Below are 16,491 nucleotides of genomic sequence, written 5' to 3' on the forward strand. Positions count from 1 at the left end.
GCGGTGATCGTCACGGCCATGTAGACCGTCGACTGGTCGACGTCCTCGGCGGTGGTGTCCACGCTGCCGAACAGCACGTCCGCACCCACGTTGACGGTCCTGAACGCCTCGTACAGGACCGGCGCGAGCTGCTCGTCGACGGTGAACGACTCGGGGGCGGCGGACTCGTAGGTCGAGTACAGGACCGTGCCGTCGGCGCCATTGGTGATGGTGTAATCCACCGTGACGACATCGCCCTCGACGACGGGGTCGCCGTCGCCTGCGTCGACGACCACGGCCGTCGCGTCGCTCAGTGAGGCCGGGGGCTCCAGCTCGAGGACCGGGTAGCCGTCCTCGTCCTCGCTCCAGGTGATCGCGCTCAGGGCCGCGACGTCAGCCTCGGTGCCGAACCCGGTGCCGTCGGACACGACGGTCATCGAGTCGCCGGAGGCGCTCGCATCCGGCTCAGAGGTCTCGCCGGAACAGCCGGCGAGGACCAGGGCGGCGGCCGCGGCGGTCGCGACGATGGGCAGGTGCTTCTTCACGGGATGGTGCTCCTCAAATAGTCTGCGGGCACGCCGGGGCGCTCGAAGAGGCTCCTGGCGGCACATGGTCAACCTTTGGGACCGGCAAAAGGTTCCCGACTCCGGTCGACCGCTCTGCGACCCTACAGCGCGTCGTCGCGGCCCAGGTCGCCGGCGAGAGGACCGAACAGTCGTGACAGGACGATCGCCGACCGCGTCGAGTCCACCTGTGGCGCCAGCCGCACCTTCTCCAGGGCGACTTCGAGGGCAGGCGGGCTCACCGCGCGGATGCGGACGATCGCATCCGCGCTGCCGGTCACCGTGAACGCCTCGTCGACATCGGGGATGCGGCTGAGGATGCGCGTGAGCTCCTCGGGGGCCACGGTGCCGCGGCAGAAGAGCTCGACGTATGCCTCGGTGGAGCGGCCCTCGATCTGCGGATCCACCATCGCGGCGAAGCCCTGGATCACGCCGTCGGCGACCATCCGGTCGACGCGCCGCTTCACCGCGGACGGCGACAGGCCCACGTCGTCGCCGATCTGCGCGAAGCTCGCGCGGCCGTCCGTGCGGAGGATCGTGAGGATCCGGCGGTCCAGGTCGTCGATGCTCACGGCAGATCCCTCTCAGCGGTCGCATGATTCGTGCGCTCAGGTCAGAGACTACGCAAGGAAGGCCCGTGGGTGTCAAGAAACCCGCACGATATCCCTGAGAGACTGAAGAGGTCCCCGAACCTTCGGGGACGTGTGCTTTCGCAGGACTTGAGCCGATGTGACCTGGAGGTGGGCGAGATGGTGCAGTTCGTGGGCGTTCCGCAGATGCGGCGCTGGGTGTCGACAGTGGGGGCGGAGTCGATCATCGGCTCGCTCATGGAGGCGGTGCGCGAGGATCTCCAGCACTGGCGCCGCTTCGACAAGACCGCCCGCATCGCCTCGCACTCGCCCGTGGGCGTCATCGAGCTCATGCCCACCTCGGACGGCGCGCAGTACGCGTTCAAGTACGTCAACGGCCACCCGTCCAACCCGGCGCGGGGCCTCCAGACGGTCACCGCATTCGGCGTCCTGTCCGACGTCGCGTCCGGCTACCCCCTGCTCGTCTCCGAGATGACGATCCTCACCGCGCTGCGGACCGCCGCGACCTCGGGCGTCGCCGCCCGCGCGCTGGCACGTCCCGACAGCCAGACCCTCGCGCTCATCGGCGCCGGCAGCCAGGCCGAGTTCCAGGCGCTCGGGATGCGCGCCGCGCTCGGCATCGACACCGTGGCGGTGTGGGACACGGACCCCGCCGCGATCGAGAAGGTCGTGCGCAACCTGCACGGCTCGGGCCTGCGGGTGCGTGCCGCGACCAGCGCGGCGGATGCCGTCGCCGGCGCGGACGTCGTCACCACCTGCACCGCGGACAAGACCAACGCGACCGTCCTCACCGCGGACATGATCGAGCCGGGCATGCACCTCAACGCGATCGGCGGCGACTGCCCGGGCAAGACCGAGCTCGACGCCGCGATCCTCGAGCGCGCGGATCTGGTCGCGGTCGAGTTCGAGGAGCAGACGCGCATCGAGGGCGAGATCCAGCAGATGCCGGCGAGCTTCCCCGTCACGGCCTTGTGGGATGTGCTGAACGGCGAGGCCGCGGGGCGGGCTCGCGCGCACGACGTCACGGTCTTCGACTCCGTGGGCTTTGCGATGGAGGACTTCTCCGCGCTCAAGTACGTGCGAGCGGCCGTGACGGGCACGGACTTCGTCGAAGAGATCGATATCGTCGCGGACCCGTCCGACCCCAAGGATCTGTTCTCTCTCGTGGCCGCGGACGCGCGCGTGGGCGCATAGGCGGCGGCCGCTCCGGAAACGTGCGGTGATCCCGCAGCTAGCCGTCGCTCGCGTGCCCGCGAGACTCGCGGCCTCCCATGTCCCACAGCTCGACGAGGTCGCGGTCGAGCATCCGGGAGACCTTCTCGACCTCCGGGCGCAGCTGATCGTGCAGGGTTGCGCGAAGCGACGGCGGCACGTCAGCCCGCGCGTCCGGCCGCATCATTGCACGGACGACTCCGGCGCGGAGCCGCGTGTAGGCGGCCGGGCCAAGCACGCCATGGAGCGCCCGCTTGAGTCGCGGGCCATTCAGCAATCGATTGAGGCGCGCCGAGCGGGCCGTCACCGTGCCGTGGATCTCGGTGAACGCTGGCACGAACTCCGGATCGGCGCCGATGTGCTCGAGCACGCGGCGATACCAGGCGGCGTTGTCCCTGCGGAAGTCCTCGTGCAGGACCACGAGGACCTGACTGCGGCCGAACAGATCGATGAAGCGCTGCAAGTGCGTCGCGTAGCGAGCGCGATCGGTGTAGTGGAGATACGAGGGCGCCCGGACTCGCGACGGGATCCGGTCGCCGCGCCTGCGGTCAGCCTCGGCCGCGATCGCCGCCGCGAAGTCCTCAATGTCCTCGACCGTCTCATTCACGTACTGACCGTGCAGCGCATGCAGCATCGACACGGGCTCGCGCAGCATCGCCACCACCTTCAGGCCCGGGTTGTGCGCGTGCAGGTTCGCGGCAGCCTCCTGAGAGAACAGCGACGACGTCGATCCCTCCCCCAGCAGTTGGCCAGGCTTCGCGTGTGCGAACAACTGCGGCAGATCCGACTCGCCTCGCAGGTGATAGTAGGCGGGACGGCCGTGGAAGGCATCGGACTCCCGGTGGAGGTCGGTCGCGAACAGCGCCGTCTCCTTGGGCACGGAGAACGCGATGCCCGGGTGCTCTCCCAGGAAGCTGGCGAGCGCTGTGGTGCCCGACTTCGGTTCGCCCACGATCGCGAAGTCGAGCCTGCGTGAAGTCATGCGTCCCTCCCCGACCGTGCGCCCGCGGCGTCTGCGGCCCGGAATGCCAAGAGGGCCGCCTCGTGACGAAACGACCCTCGAAGTGGAGCTGAGGGGAATCGAACCCCTGACCTTCTCATTGCGAACGAGACGCGCTACCAACTGCGCCACAGCCCCTTGATGCGTAGGACAGGTTACCACTCGGACGAGCCGCTCCTCCACCACCCGAGAGATCCCCCAGAGCGCCGCCGAGCCTCACCCGCCCATCGCCTAGCATGGGCGGGTGGACCGCTCCGCAACCCCAGTGAACGTGCTCTTCATCGGCGGGTACGGCCGCTCGGGAAGCACCGTGATCGAACTCCTGCTGTCGCAGGTCGAGGGCGTCGCCGTGCTCGGCGAGGTTCGCCACCTCTTCGGTCGGGTGGTGGACGATCGTGAGCACTGCGCGTGCGGGCGGGAGGTCACGGAGTGCCCCCGATGGGGCCTGATCCTCCGGACAGCGTTCCCCGAGGGGCACGATCGCGATCGCATCCTGGCGGCGTTCCGCGAGGTCAACCGGGTCGCCGCGGCGCCGGCCATCACCCGCAGCCGGTGGCGCACCCCGACCATGCGCCGCCACCTGGCGACATATGCCGATGCCTTCGCGCGGATCTACCGGGCCGTGCACGAGCTCACCGGGGCTGTGGTGGTGGTTGACTCCTCCAAGTACCCCATGCATGCGCTCGGACTGATTCACGGCCCGCGCCAGGAGGACATGTCGTGGCGCTCGATGCTGCTCGTCCGCGATCCGCGCGCCGTCGCTTACTCGTGGGAACGCCCCAAGGTGCGCCCCGAAATCACGCACGAGGTTCGCATGATGCCGCGCCACAACGTCGCTCGCAGTGCCGCCGCGTGGGTCGTCTCGAATGCGCTCACCGAGACCGTTCGCACCACGGGCCTCGCTGACTACCGCGTGCAGCGCTACGAGGACTTCGTCGACCGCCCGCTGCTGGAGCTGCGCGCCATGGTTGAATTCGGCGGAGGGGATCCCGGCGCGGTCGACGACGCGGTCTTCGATGTGCACGAGGACGGCGTTCACACGATCGCCGGCAATCCGCTCGATTCGCGCTCGGGGCGCATCACGGTTGCGCCTCGCGACGAGTGGCGAACGGCGATGCCCGAGGCCAAGCAACGCCTGGTGGCCCTGCTCGCTCACCACCAGATGCGCCGCTACGGATACTCCTGACCGCGGGCTCCGCTCACGCGCTCGAAGGCAGCCCGGTAGCGCTCAGCTACTCCATCCCAGCTGAAGCGCTCCATCACGAAGGCACGGATCGCTTGTCGGCCGCCGGCACCGCCATCGATCACGCGCGAAACGGCATCGGCGAACGCCGACGGATCCTCGGCCGCGACGAGAGTGCCGTTGCGGCCCTCGATGACGGCATCCACGATCCCGCCCAGGGCTGCGGCCACCACGGGCGTGCCGCACGAGGAGGCCTCGAGCGCGACCAGGCCGAAGCCCTCGATGTCGCCCTCGACCGGGATCGCGGGCATGGCGAAGACGTCGGCGCTGACGTAGAGCGCGTTCCGAACACCGTCGTCGACCAATCCGAGCAGGTGGACGTGCTCCTCGAGCCCACGCCTCGCGACTTCGCGACGCAGGGGATCGAGCTCAGGTCCCGATCCAGCCACGACATAGCGGATCGAGGGGTGGCGCGCGACAAGCCTCGGCATCACCTCGTCGACAAACCAGCGCACACCCTTGCGGCGCACGAGCCGGCCTGCTGTCCCGACTACCGGCACGCCCGCGAGGTCTCCGTCCCGCAACGAAGCCGCACGCTCGAGCGAGCGACGCGCAGCCTCGCGATCACCCGAAGCGCGGAACGCGTCGCTCACGCCGTTGGCGATCGTGGCGACCTCGACATCGGGCAGTGACGCCCGCACGGCGTCCGCAGACGCCGAACTCACGCCGATCACGAGATCGCAGCGCCCGATGGTCGGCAGTACCATCCGGCGGTACATCCGGTTCGGGTACGTCACTTCGAGCCCGTGGACCGTCAGGACCACGGGCACCGCTGGCGCGACCTTCTTCACGAGCACTGCGATCGGCGCGAGGACGCCGTCCTGCAGGTAGACGACGTCTGGTCTCCGCCGCAAGGCCGCTGCGACAGTGCGCACGGCGAGCCACGGGTAGACCACCGGTAGCCACTTCGCGGACCCACCCCACTTGATGAGCTCCACCTCATGCCCGCTCTGGCGCGCGAACGCATCGTGCAGGCTCTGCGCCATGGCCTGCATGCCGCCGACGCTCGGCGGGTACTTGCGGGTGACGAAGAGAGTCCTCATGTGCGCGAGCCTCGGTGGGCGTCGGGATCGTGCACAGCCATGCGCCTCATCGTACGAGACCTACTGGCGCCCCGACGGCGACGTCCTCGTCCACTGCGAGCCGCGCGGCGCCGGGCTCGCTAGCATGAGGGCAGGTTCCCGTCACTGCAACAAGGAGCAGGCATGTCGTCCACCCCTCCCCGCCAGTTCACCGTCGACGGCATCGCGCTCGACGCCGAGACCCTGGGCCGCAAGGCCGTTGGCATGGCCCGCACGATGATCGGCGTGCTGGCGACGATCGCGGTCGTCATCGGCATCGCCCTGCTGGTGTGGCCCGGCAAGACGCTCGTGGTCGCCGGCGCGCTCACCGGCGTGTTCTTCCTGCTCACCGGAATCGTCCGCGTCGCGGTCGGCGTGTTCTCGCGCGAGGTCGCCACCGGCTTCCGCGTGCTCAACATCATCCTGGGGCTCTTCCTGGTCTTCGGCGGCATCGTCGTGCTCAAGAACCTGACCGCCGCGACCGGCGTGCTCACGGTCTTCGTAGTGATCCTCATCGGGGTCGGGTGGATCATCGACGGCGTCGCGACACTCGCAGAGACCGGGCGCTCGAGCGGCTCCGCCTGGGGCTACGTTCGCGGCACCATCTCGATCCTCGCGGGCATCGCCGTGATCGTGGTGCCCACGTGGACCGCGTTCGCGCTCGTGATGCTCGTGGGCATCTCGCTGGTCCTCATCGGCATCGCCGGGATCATTCAGGCATTCGCGCTGGGCAAGGACCTCGCGAAGGCCCCGCAGACCATCGACGGCTGACGTGCCGCGGTCGCTCCTGGCCGGGCAGCGGTCCCGGCTCTGGGTCCTCGACGTCGACACCGGCGAGCGCCGCCTGGTGCTCGAGGACGACGCCCTGCTGTTCGAGGCTCCCAACTGGACGCCCGACGGTCGCGACCTGGTAGTCAACGGCGACGGACGGCTGTTCCGCATCGCCGCCGACGGCTCCGATCCCACTCTCACCGAGATCGACCTCGCGGGCGTCCCGGAGATCAACAACGACCACGTGCTATCCCCCGACGGCGCCGCGGTCTACGTCTCGTCCGATGACGGCCACATCTACGCGGTGCCGTACGCGGGCCGCTCGAGCCGCCGCGTGACGAACGACAACGGCGACTTCCGCCACTACCTCCACGGCATCTCCCCTGACGGGGAGACACTCGCGTACATCGGCATGGGCAGGACGGCCGATGCGGTGGTCACCAACGTCTTCACCGTCCCCGCCGCGGGAGGCCAGGACAGTCAGCTCACCGACGACGCGCACCCGGACGACGGCTCCGAGTTCTCCCCCGACGGCGCATGGGTGTACTTCAACTCCGAGCGCGGCACCGATGCGCCGGGTCACGCGCAGCTCTTCCGCATGCGCCCCGACGGCACGGGCCTCGAGCAGCTGACGCACGACGAGCGCGTCAACTGGTTCCCGCACGTGAGCCCGGATGGCACGCGGATGGCATACGTCAGCTTCCCGCCGGGCACGCTGGGCCATCCGGAGAACCTCGACGTGATCCTGCGCCTGGCCGCGCCGGACGGGTCGGGAGTCCGCGACCTGGTGCACCTGTTCGGAGGCCAGGGAACCATCAACGTCCCCAGCTGGGCGCCCGACTCGCGCCACCTCGCGTACGTCGACTACCCGCTCGACTGACGCGCCCAGCGCGGCCTCGCCCACCCAGCGCGGCCTCGCCCACCCTGGGCCGGCCTCGCCCACCCAGCCCGCGCATCGGCCCCAGCCAGTCCGCACATCGGCCCTCCCTGCCCAGGGCGACACGAGATCGTCACACGCGCGCAACGCCCCCAACATCCGCGCGTCCTACCGTCAGGGCATAGCGTCGGGTCCGGTGCAGCACCCTGGGCCTGGCAGGGAGGAGGTCGGGCCTGTGTTCCAGTACGTCGATCCGTTCATCGGCACCGCCGAGACCGACCTGCCCGTGCCCACCGGCCTGGCGGCGACCTGGTGGTGGCCCAAGCCCTCTGTCGGCAACACCCACCCCGGCGCGTCGTACCCCCTGGGCATGGTAAGCGCGTGCGCCTACTCGGGCGGCTACCCGACCGGCTACGGGCCCTACGACCTGTCCACCGAGGGAGTCCCTCCGCGCCTGCACGACGGCAACCGCGCCTCCGGCTTCACCCACTTCCAGCAGTCGGGCACCGGCGCGATCCGCAAGTACTACAACTACTTCCGCGTCTCGCCCATGCTCGAGCCGCTCGACGTGCTGGGCCGCGACTGGGAGCTGACGGACGAGGAGGCGGCGCCCGGGTACTACTCGGCGACGCTCGACGGCGGCATCCGCGCGGAGCTCACCGTGGGCCCCAAGAGCGCCGTCCACCGCTACACGTTCCCCGAGCACCACGACGCGCGCGTGGTGGTCGACTTCTCGATGGGCGGGCTCAAGATCCCCTATGGCGGCACCGTGCCGCTGCGCGGCCATCTCGAGTCCGTCTCTCCGGGAGTCGCCCAGGGAGAAATCGTGGTCGAGGGCGCGCCGCTCGCCGTCCACCTCGAGTGCGACGTCGAGGGATGGCGCCAGATGCTCTGGTACGACCGGCGCCTCATGCCCGGCGGCACGCGGCTGGACCTCGACCACATCCGCCCCACCACGCTGCGACCCTTCGGCCTCATGTGGGCGGGCCCGTCGCTTGCGGGCCAGACCGTCGAGCTCCGCGTGGGCTTCTCGCTGCGGGGCGTGGATCAGGCCAAGAAGAACCTGCGCCGCGACTGCGACGACCGCTCCCCCGCGTTCGAGACCCGCCGGGAGCGCACCGCCGAGGAGTGGCGCAGCTCGCTCGACTCGATCCGCATCGAGACCGACGACGACCGCCGCCAGATCTTCGCCACCGCGCTGTACCACTCGCTCGTCAAGCCCAGCTTCGCGGCGGACGAGAGCCCGTTCTGGCCGTCGAAGGGCCCGTGGGTCTTCGATATCTCCACGATGTGGGACATCTACCGGACGCAGTTGCCGCTGCTGACCGCGCTCGCGCCGGAACGGGCGGTCGAACTCGCGAACGCGCTGCTGACCATCTGCGAGGAGGAGGGCAATCTCCCGATCGGCTACCGAATGGCGCGTGGTTCGGACCGATTCGGCCGCCAGGGCAGCGCCCTCGCCCACACGCTTCTCAGCGACATCTGCCAGCTGGGGCTGCCCGGTATCGACTGGGACTGGGCGCTCGTCCATCTCGCCACGGACCTCCGTCGCACGTACGGCGAGGACTACCTCCAGCACGGCCACGCGCACCCGATCAGCCACACGCTCGACATCGCGTTCGGGTACTGGTGCACGCGCCACATCGCGACGCTCGTGGGAGACGACGCGCTGGCTGAAGAGTTCACCCAGCTCGCCACGCGGTGGGTCAACGCCTACAGCCCTGACACCGGGCTGCTCAAGGACTCGACCTACTACGAGGGCACCCGCTACAACTACTCGTTCCGGCTCCAGCACGACATGGCGGGGCGCATCGAGATCGCGGGCGGCGACGAGGCGTTCGTGAAGCTCCTCGACGACTTCTTCGGCTACGGCGCCGAGCCTGTCACGCAGCCCGGCCTGGCCCCGTCGGTGGAGGAGATGGCCGCCGGCTACGCGCTCGGCCGCTTCGAGGGGCTCAACAACGAGCCCGACATGGAGTCCCCGTGGACGTACTACTACGCGGGGCGCCCGGACCGCACGGCCGAGGTGGTCCACGGCATCGTCAACAACCAGTTCGGCACCGGCCGTGGCGGCCTGCCCGGCAACGACGACTCGGGAGGGTTGTCCAGCTGGTACGTGTGGGCCACGCTGGGCCTGTTCCCCGTCGCGGGCCAGAACATCTTCCTGATCCACCCGCCGTCGTTCAGGTACGCGTCGATGCCCATGGCCCGCGGGACGCTCACCATCGACACCTCCGGGTTCGTCGAACCCAAGCCGGGCGGAGCGGTCCAGTACATCCAGGCCGTCAGCTTCAACGGCACCCCCGTGCGGGACTCGTGGATGAGCGGCACCGCACTCCATGACGGCGGCAGGCTGCACATCTCGCTGGGCCCCGAGCCCAGCGACTGGGGAACCCAGCACCGCCCGCCGTCGCACCGACCCGGCGGCCTGAGCGCACCGCTGCCGGACCCGTTCGGCCCGCCGCCCACCGCCGCCGGGCCCGACGCCCCACCGCTGTCACCACCCATCGAGAGTCACCCATCCGAGGAGGCATCATGAACGCACGTCCCGACCGTCGCCTGGTCATCGTCGTCCGGGCGGACCCTGTGATCTGCGGCCATTCGGGCGAGGCCCGCAATCTCGCCGAGGCAGCGCTCGCGCGTGGATTCGACGAGGTGCGGATCCTCACCTGGCCCCTCGACCGGCTCGAGGAGACCGGGCTGCCGCTCAAGCCGCTCGACACCGTGATGCCCTACAGCGCCGGCATCCATGTCGAGCGTCCCGACCCCGTGGGCGGCTACAAGATTCCCGATGGCCGCTACCTCGCGGGCCTCACCGGCCGGCTCATCGAGCTGTTCACCGACGGCGTGCCGACCGTGTGCATGTCGCTGTACCTGTCGCCGCACACGATCGCGGTGGCCGATGCGGTGAGGGCCGCAGAGGCCACCGGGCTTCCCGTCAACGTCACCACGGTGGCGGAGGCTGTGGGCTCGGACGTCACCGACGTGGTGCGCGCCTGCGTCGAGGAGGGGCGCTTCGGCGCCGCCGCGCACGTGCTCACCAGCTACCTGTCGCAGGACGTGTGCGTCGCCGTCTCGGAGTACACCAAGGAGGTGATCGTCGCGGCGGCCGAGGAGATCGACGCCATCAACGGCACCACCTTCGCGGACGAGTGCCGCCTGCGCATCGAGATCTCCTACCCCGCGATCGACACCTCGGCCTACCTGGACATCGAAGCGGCAGACACGGACCGGCTCCTGGCGAAGCGCGGGCTCACGCGCGACGGCTACGTGCTGTTCCTGTCGCGCCTGGGCACCGCGAAGGGCGTCGAGGACCTCATCGACGGCTTCGCGGCGTCGATGGCCGGCCACTCGCAGACCCTCGTCATCGCCGGTCGCGGCCCTGATGCGGCCACGCTGCAGCGCTACGCCGAGTCGTCGACGGCCGCCGATCGGATCGTCTTCCTCGACGACGTGGGCGATGAGGAGAAGCCGCACCTCATGGCCGCATGCTCGGCCTACGCGCTTCCCAGCAAGCCCCGCCCGGAGTTCACGGAGACGTTCGGGATCGCGCTGGTCGAGGAGATGCTCGCCGGCGGCGGGCCGGTCATCACGACCACCACGGGCGGCATTCCCGAAGCCGTGGGCGACACCGCGCTCATCGTCCCGGTCGACGATCCCGCGGCGATCGCGGGCGCGATCGACACGGCGGTGCTGGGCATGAACCGGGCGGCACGCGTGGCCCACCGGGCCCGCGCTCGCGCCTACGCGCTGCAGTTCGACCGTGGGCCCGTGTTCGACCGGCTGTTCGAGAAGGTGGCGCTGGCGGTGGCTGCGCGCTAGCCGGGTTGGCGGTCGGGTCCCGCGCACATCCGGGCGGTGAGTATCGCGCGGGTGCCTCCCGCGGACGTGCGGCCGATGCGTCCGCCGGTTTCCGCACGCCCGGGCCATTTCGACGTACGCAAGCCCGATGCGTCCGTTAATCTTCGCACGCCCGGGCCATCTCCACGGGCGCGTCAGCGATACATCCGTGGACTCGGTCGAGGCGGGCGGCGTGCTGAGCCCGGGGTGGGGCTACGGGGAAGCTGAGGCCGGGCCGGGTGGAGACTAGGCCGATGCCTGGCGGCGCCGGGCGAGGATCGCGTCGAGCGCGGCGGTGGTCGCCTCCGGCTCGCGGTTGGCCGTCGAGTGCTCGGGAGCGTCGTCCGCCCGCAGGTCGCCCCACCGAGCCGCCCGCGCCTTGGAGGCGTCGTAGTCGTCGGTGCTGATGGGCCGGGCCTCGCGCTGGCGCACGGTCGGCTTGAGCGTGTAGGCCGGGGCCGGAACGTCCTGGGGAGTCCAGGGGGTGCTCTCCGACTCGACGGTCTCCTCGGGCAGCGCCGGCGCGGGAACGGTGGCCGGCGCCTGCAGCGGCGCGAGGTCCTCGGCGGTGACGATCCGGATCGCCTGCGTCGCGACGTCCGAGGGCTCGGACTCGTGGCCCGCAGCACGCTCGCGCGACACGACGCGCAGCGCCTGCGTGGCCGTCGCCGCGGCCTCGACCTCGCGAGACACGGCCACCAGCTCGGCATCCGCCTTGCGCTGGGCCGACGCCGCGCGGGTGCTGGACGCGACCACGCCCACGAGGGCGGAGGTCGCGACGGCGCCGAGCACTGCCGATGCCCCGGCGAACGCGACGAGGCTCCACGCGCCCGCGGCGACCACGGTGGCGATCAGCGCGACCGTGCCGCGGCGGCGAGCGCGTGCGGCGCGCTCGGCCTGGATGCGCGCCCGATCCCGACGCAGCGCGTGGCGTTCGCGCTGGGCGTGGACGGCGGCGCGATCAAGCGGGGTGGTGGGGCGCGACATCGACTCGGCCCGATCCGAGGCGCGGGATGCGCGCGCGGCGCCCGTGGACAGCAGCGGGACCTCGCCGGAGTCCGTCGAGGGGCGGAACGCGGCCCGCTCGACCCGCTCGGCCGAGGACTTCACGACGCGCATGTCCGACGAGTAGCGGTCATCGACCCGGACGAGCGCGTACTCTCCGCGCTCGCGCACCCGCTGGGGCAGGACGTAGGCGACCACGAGTCCGACGGCGATGATCGCGAGGAGTCCTACAGGAACCATGTGACGACGGTACGGCCGCGGCACGGGTCAGCCGCGGATGGCGCGCGGCGTGTCAGAGCCCTTCCGACCAATATCGGCCTGTCCGGGGCTCATCTTGAGTAAGTCCGAACACCAGATGGTCGCGCCAGGCGCCGTCGATGAAGAGATACGACGGCCGCAGACCCTCGTCGCGGAAGCCGAGCTTGCGCGCCACCCGCAGGCTCCGCGTGTTCTCCGGCCGCACCGCGATCTCGAGCCGATGCAGCCCTCGCCCGAACGCGAACTCGCTGACGAGGGCCACGGCCCGCGTGGTCAGGCCACGGCCCGCGTGGCTCTGTGCGATCCAGTAGCCCAGGGACCCGCCGCACTCGGCGCCCCAGCGGATGCCGGACACCGTGATCCGCCCCACGAGCGCGCCGTCGTGGACCATGACGAACGGGTAGCCGGACTCGTCCTTCCACTGGCGTCGCTCGCGACGGACGAGCTGCGGGAACGTGACCGGCGGCTCGTCGCGACCCGGCGGCGTCGAGGCCTCCCACGGAGCGAGCCACGCGCGGTGGCGGCGACGCACGTCCAGCCATGCGGTCTCATCCGAGCGCTCGAGGCACCGCAGCGTCAGCGCGCCGTCGGTGAGCTCCACGGGCCGCACGCGATCACCCGCCCCACACCGTGCACGCGACCTCGTCGCCCACGTCGATGACGTGAGGATCGGGACCACTCCAGACCACCGCATCGGCCCTCGCCAGGTCCGCGAGCGACAAGTCCTCGGCCCCCAGGGGCGTGACGGCGAGCGTGCCGCCCTGCCGGTCCACCACCACGGGCATGCCCGTCACGACTCCGGGCGGCGCGATCCAGCGCTTGCGCGCTCGCGCCCTGAAGGGCGCGCGCTCGACGTTCGGGTGGCCGCAGAGCACGCGGACCGCTCGTCTCACGTACGCCTCGAATCCCATGGCGGCCGATGCGGGGGAGCCCGGCAGCGCCACCACCGGCACGTCGCGGTCCCCGGCTGGGATCATGCCCAGGCCGTGGCGGCGGCCGGGGCGCAGCCCGAGGTCGACTGCCTCGAACTCGCCGAGGCGGCCCAGCACCTCGGCCACGGTGTCGTGGGGTCCGTCCGACAGGCCGCCGGTCGTGATGACCATGTCCGCGCGCACCAGCTGATCCTCGAGGGCGCCGCGCAGTTCGAGCGCGTCGTCGGGCACGGCACCCACGCGGTAGGGCTTCGCACCGGCCTCGAGCACCAGGGCGGAGAGCATGTGGGTGGTGGCCTCGGGCACGCCGCCGCCGGGACGCGAGGCCCCGGGCTCGATCAGCTCGTCCCCCACCGCGATCACGACCACGCGGGGCACAGGTCGCACGCGCAGGCGCGCGCGGCCCAGCGCTGCCGCCGCGGCGATCTGGCGCGGGCCGAGCCGCGTGCCCTCCGGCACGAGGACCGATCCGCCGCGCGCGTCGAAGCCGGCGCCTCGGACGCCCTCGCCCGGCTGCACGTCGCGCCGTATCTGCACTCGTGCCACGCCCAGGTCGGTGTCGCGCAGCGCCACCACCGCATCGGCTCCCAGCGGCACCGCCGCTCCTGACGGGATGCGCGCCGCGGCACGCGGCACGTGGCGGCGCGGTGCCCGCTCGTCGAAGCTGACGTCGTGCGAGACCGCGAGCCTGACCGGCGCATCGGCCGTCGCGCCCCGCGTGTCCGTCGACACGACCGCGTAGCCGTCGTGCTGCGCGACGGGTCGGGGCGGGAGGTCGACCGGAGCCACGAGGTCTTCGGCGAGCGTCGCGCCCACGGCGTCGGCCAGCAGCACGTCCAGCACCAGCCCGGGCCTGAGCGCCGCCGCCACGGCGTCGCGGTGGTCGGCGAGCGAGCGTGCGGTCATGCGGCCATTGTTCCGCTCGCGGTGGCGCGCGTCCACGAGCACGGCACGCGGCGGCGTGTCACGTGTCTGACACATGGCCCTGCCACAATGGGGCCATGTCGAGCCGGCACCCTGGGACCCGATCCCCTGCTCCCGAGGACGCCAAGGCACAGTTGCGCACGTCGATTCGCAAGGCGCGGCTGCACCGCTCGGAGCGACGCCGCGAGGAGCTCGCCCTGGAGCTGCGCGACCACGTGCTCGAGCTTCCCGAGATCGCGACGGCCACCTGCGTGTCCGTGTACGCGTCGCGGGCGCACGAGCCCGGCACGCTGCCGCTCATCGAGGCGCTGTTCGAGCGCGGCGTCCAGGTGCTCATTCCGCGCCTGGGCGACGGCCTGCGGCGGGGCTGGACCATGTATCAGGGCGCTGATGACCTGATCGAGAGGGCACCGGGACGGCCTCCCGAGCCCAGTGGCGAGTTCCTGCCGCCCGAGGCGATCGAGCAGGCGCAGATCGTCATCGTGCCCGCGCTCGCGGTGGACAGTCACGGCACGCGGCTGGGTCAGGGCGGCGGCTGGTACGACCGCGCTCTCGAGGGTCTCGACCCGCGTGTGCCGATCGTGGCGCTGACGTACGCCGCGGAGTTCCGCGGGGCCGGCGAGTTGCCACTTCCGCGCGAATCGCACGACGTGGGAGTGCACCGCGTGGTGACCCCGCAGGGCCTCACTGATCTGACCGAGTAGAATACGCCCATGCCCACGTACGCCTACGCCTGCCGTGCCTGCGATCACACCTTCGATACCGTCCAGTCGATCCACGACGACGCTCTCGAGGTCTGCCCCGCATGCGATGGCTCGTTGCGCCGCGTCTTCGGCAACGTCGGGGTCACGTTCAAGGGCTCGGGCTTCTACCGCACGGACTCGCGGGCGGGCGCGAAGGCGTCCTCCGACTCCGGCGCCTGACCCGACGCCGGCCGTCACCGACGTTTCTCAGCCCGCCTCGCCCGGCGACCCGTGCCCGGAGGGACCCACGAGGTGCCAGACGGCGAGGAAGTCGCGCCTGACTCGTGGCGCCACCAGGGCGGAGGCCGCCCCGACGGCCGCCGCTGCACCGAGCCCCGCCGCGAGCGAGAGCACCGTGCCGTCGAGGACGGAAGACGCTACCGCCGCGGCAAGTGACGTGGGCAGCACGAACTGGATGAGGCCCCGTGAGGCGTCGAACAGGAAGACTCGTGCGTTCAGGCCGTGCGCATGGGAAGCGCTGCGCAGCGCGACGGGCCAGTAGAGGATCCACGCGCTGCCGTAGGCGACGGCGACGCCCATAGCTCCCCAGGGAAGCCCCAGCAGCGCGATCACGACCACCGCGGGCAGCGCCACGACGTTGAAGCGCAGCCCGCGTGACATCGCGGCCGGGCCCAGATGGAGCCACTGCGCCGTCAGCCCCAGCGCACGGAACACTCCTCCGATGGCGAGAACCCGCAGCAGCGGCACGGCCTCGGACCAGTCGCGCCCCAGCAGGACGAGCACGACAGGTTCGGCGAGCGCCGCCATCAGTCCGAACAGCGTCGCCGTTCCGTAGGTCGCCAGCTGCTGCGCGCGCCGGAAATAGGCGGCGAGGCGCTCGGCATCGTCGCTCACTCGCGCGAGAACCGGCAACGCAACGCGCTTCATCTGCTCGACAGTGAGGCCGATGGGCATCAGGATCAGCTGCTGCGCGCGGTCGAAAGCTCCGACGTGCGCCGGTGGCGCAGCCATGCTCAGTGCGGGAACGATGGCGTTGCGGCTGCCCTCCCGCAGCATGTTGATCGCGACCGCCCGCAGTCCGATCCCGACGAGCTCACGCTCCACCGGACTAGGACGGTGGATGCCGGACGGCCACCACCGCGAGACGATGGCCAGCAGGAAGAGCTGAGCGCATGGCAGGACCAGAGCCTGGAGCACGAGCGCGACGTACGGGTGGCCGGCGGCCGCGACCGCGATGGCAGTCCCGAACGCCATGGCGGTAGCCGCCACCTCGATCGCAGCGAGAGCGCGAAAACGCATGCCGCGCGCGAGACGGACCCGGAGCATTCCGAGCATGGCTGCCGCGAGCGGAGCGATCGCGAGCCATCGCACCAGTTCGGTGAGGATCTCGTGCCCGGTGAGGTACGCGACCAGCGGTGCCGCGACCACCATCGCCAGAGACACGAGAGCGCCGAGCGCGACGTTGGCGTAGAAGAGCGTGGACTCCGCAGTGCGCGTGATCGTGGGCGCCTGAGCGAGAGCCATGGGGATAC

At 71.0% G+C, this 16,491-nt stretch carries 16 protein-coding genes and 1 tRNA gene; 8 read left to right on the top strand and 9 right to left on the bottom strand.

The annotated features are described in order from the left end of the window. Together QZ483_RS07325 and QZ483_RS07330 are read right to left on the bottom strand one after the other, a co-directional pair. Positions 1 to 524: FKBP-type peptidyl-prolyl cis-trans isomerase (locus QZ483_RS07325; protein ID WP_297082463.1), on the bottom strand; the 524-nt coding region annotated here is incomplete at its 3' end. Positions 525 to 646: 122 nt separating this feature from the next. Then, positions 647 to 1,108, bottom strand: coding sequence for an Lrp/AsnC family transcriptional regulator (locus QZ483_RS07330; protein ID WP_297082496.1), 462 nt, complete (start codon positions 1,106 to 1,108; stop codon positions 647 to 649). Positions 1,109 to 1,291: 183 nt separating this feature from the next. Here QZ483_RS07330 and QZ483_RS07335 point away from each other — a divergent pair, with 183 nt between their 5' ends. Continuing rightward, positions 1,292 to 2,326: an ornithine cyclodeaminase gene (locus QZ483_RS07335; protein WP_297082465.1), complete on the top strand. Its 1,035-nt coding sequence runs from the start codon at positions 1,292 to 1,294 to the stop codon at positions 2,324 to 2,326. A 37-nt stretch (positions 2,327 to 2,363) separates the two neighbouring features. Here QZ483_RS07335 and QZ483_RS07340 read toward each other — a convergent pair whose 3' ends face one another. Both QZ483_RS07340 and QZ483_RS07345 read right to left on the bottom strand, forming a co-directional pair. Beyond that, on the bottom strand, positions 2,364 to 3,326 hold the full coding sequence (locus QZ483_RS07340) for a sulfotransferase (protein ID WP_297082467.1): 963 nt from the start codon (positions 3,324 to 3,326) through the stop codon (positions 2,364 to 2,366). An 83-nt stretch (positions 3,327 to 3,409) separates the two neighbouring features. Next, a tRNA-Ala gene (locus QZ483_RS07345) sits at positions 3,410 to 3,482 on the bottom strand. 106 nt (positions 3,483 to 3,588) lie between these two features. On the opposite strand from QZ483_RS07345, the gene QZ483_RS07350 reads away from it, so the two are divergent. Next, positions 3,589 to 4,530 (top strand): hypothetical protein, encoded by a 942-nt coding sequence (locus QZ483_RS07350; protein ID WP_297082470.1) that lies wholly within the window; start codon positions 3,589 to 3,591, stop codon positions 4,528 to 4,530. Here QZ483_RS07350 and QZ483_RS07355 read toward each other — a convergent pair. Then, complete coding sequence (locus QZ483_RS07355) at positions 4,515 to 5,630, bottom strand: glycosyltransferase family 4 protein (RefSeq protein WP_297082472.1); 1,116 nt, start codon at positions 5,628 to 5,630, stop codon at positions 4,515 to 4,517. The genes QZ483_RS07350 and QZ483_RS07355 overlap by 16 nt on opposite strands. Positions 5,631 to 5,792: 162 nt before the next feature. Here QZ483_RS07355 and QZ483_RS07360 point away from each other — a divergent pair, with 162 nt between their 5' ends. The 4 genes from QZ483_RS07360 to QZ483_RS07375 all read left to right on the top strand — a co-directional run bounded on the left by QZ483_RS07360 (position 5,793) and on the right by QZ483_RS07375 (position 11,118). Beyond that, positions 5,793 to 6,419: an HdeD family acid-resistance protein gene (locus QZ483_RS07360; protein WP_297082474.1), complete on the top strand. Its 627-nt coding sequence runs from the start codon at positions 5,793 to 5,795 to the stop codon at positions 6,417 to 6,419. A 1-nt stretch (position 6,420) separates the two neighbouring features. Continuing rightward, complete coding sequence (locus QZ483_RS07365) at positions 6,421 to 7,299, top strand: biopolymer transporter Tol (RefSeq protein ID WP_297082476.1); 879 nt, start codon at positions 6,421 to 6,423, stop codon at positions 7,297 to 7,299. A gap of 232 nt (positions 7,300 to 7,531) precedes the next feature. Continuing rightward, positions 7,532 to 9,835, top strand: a complete 2,304-nt coding sequence (locus QZ483_RS07370; protein WP_297082478.1) for a glycoside hydrolase domain-containing protein — start codon at positions 7,532 to 7,534, stop codon at positions 9,833 to 9,835. Further along, entirely contained in the window at positions 9,832 to 11,118 is a 1,287-nt protein-coding gene (locus QZ483_RS07375) for a glycosyltransferase (protein WP_297082481.1), read from the top strand. Before QZ483_RS07370 ends, QZ483_RS07375 begins: the two co-directional genes overlap by 4 nt. Positions 11,119 to 11,382: 264 nt before the next feature. Here QZ483_RS07375 and QZ483_RS07380 read toward each other — a convergent pair whose 3' ends face one another. From QZ483_RS07380 to glp, 3 genes are read right to left on the bottom strand one after another with little or no spacing between them, the layout of a single operon-like run. Continuing rightward, positions 11,383 to 12,381, bottom strand: a complete 999-nt coding sequence (locus QZ483_RS07380; protein WP_297082483.1) for a hypothetical protein — start codon at positions 12,379 to 12,381, stop codon at positions 11,383 to 11,385. A gap of 52 nt (positions 12,382 to 12,433) precedes the next feature. Then, positions 12,434 to 13,000, bottom strand: coding sequence for a GNAT family N-acetyltransferase (locus QZ483_RS07385; RefSeq protein WP_297082486.1), 567 nt, complete (start codon positions 12,998 to 13,000; stop codon positions 12,434 to 12,436). A 13-nt stretch (positions 13,001 to 13,013) separates the two neighbouring features. Then, positions 13,014 to 14,237 carry a gephyrin-like molybdotransferase Glp gene (glp, locus tag QZ483_RS07390; protein WP_297082488.1) on the bottom strand — a complete coding sequence of 408 codons (1,224 nt, stop codon included), beginning with the start codon at positions 14,235 to 14,237 and terminating at the stop codon, positions 13,014 to 13,016. A 95-nt stretch (positions 14,238 to 14,332) separates the two neighbouring features. Here glp and QZ483_RS07395 point away from each other — a divergent pair, with 95 nt between their 5' ends. Both QZ483_RS07395 and QZ483_RS07400 read left to right on the top strand, forming a co-directional pair. Next, positions 14,333 to 14,959: a 5-formyltetrahydrofolate cyclo-ligase gene (locus QZ483_RS07395; protein WP_297082490.1), complete on the top strand. Its 627-nt coding sequence runs from the start codon at positions 14,333 to 14,335 to the stop codon at positions 14,957 to 14,959. Positions 14,960 to 14,968: 9 nt separating this feature from the next. Continuing rightward, positions 14,969 to 15,178, top strand: coding sequence for an FmdB family zinc ribbon protein (locus QZ483_RS07400; RefSeq protein ID WP_297082493.1), 210 nt, complete (start codon positions 14,969 to 14,971; stop codon positions 15,176 to 15,178). 27 nt (positions 15,179 to 15,205) lie between these two features. Here the strand turns inward: QZ483_RS07400 and QZ483_RS07405 are convergent. Further along, positions 15,206 to 16,491: oligosaccharide flippase family protein (locus QZ483_RS07405; RefSeq protein ID WP_297082495.1), on the bottom strand; the 1,286-nt coding region annotated here is incomplete at its 5' end.

The sequence above is a fragment of the uncultured Demequina sp. genome, from assembly GCF_913055775.1.
Lineage (GTDB): Bacteria > Actinomycetota > Actinomycetes > Actinomycetales > Demequinaceae > Demequina.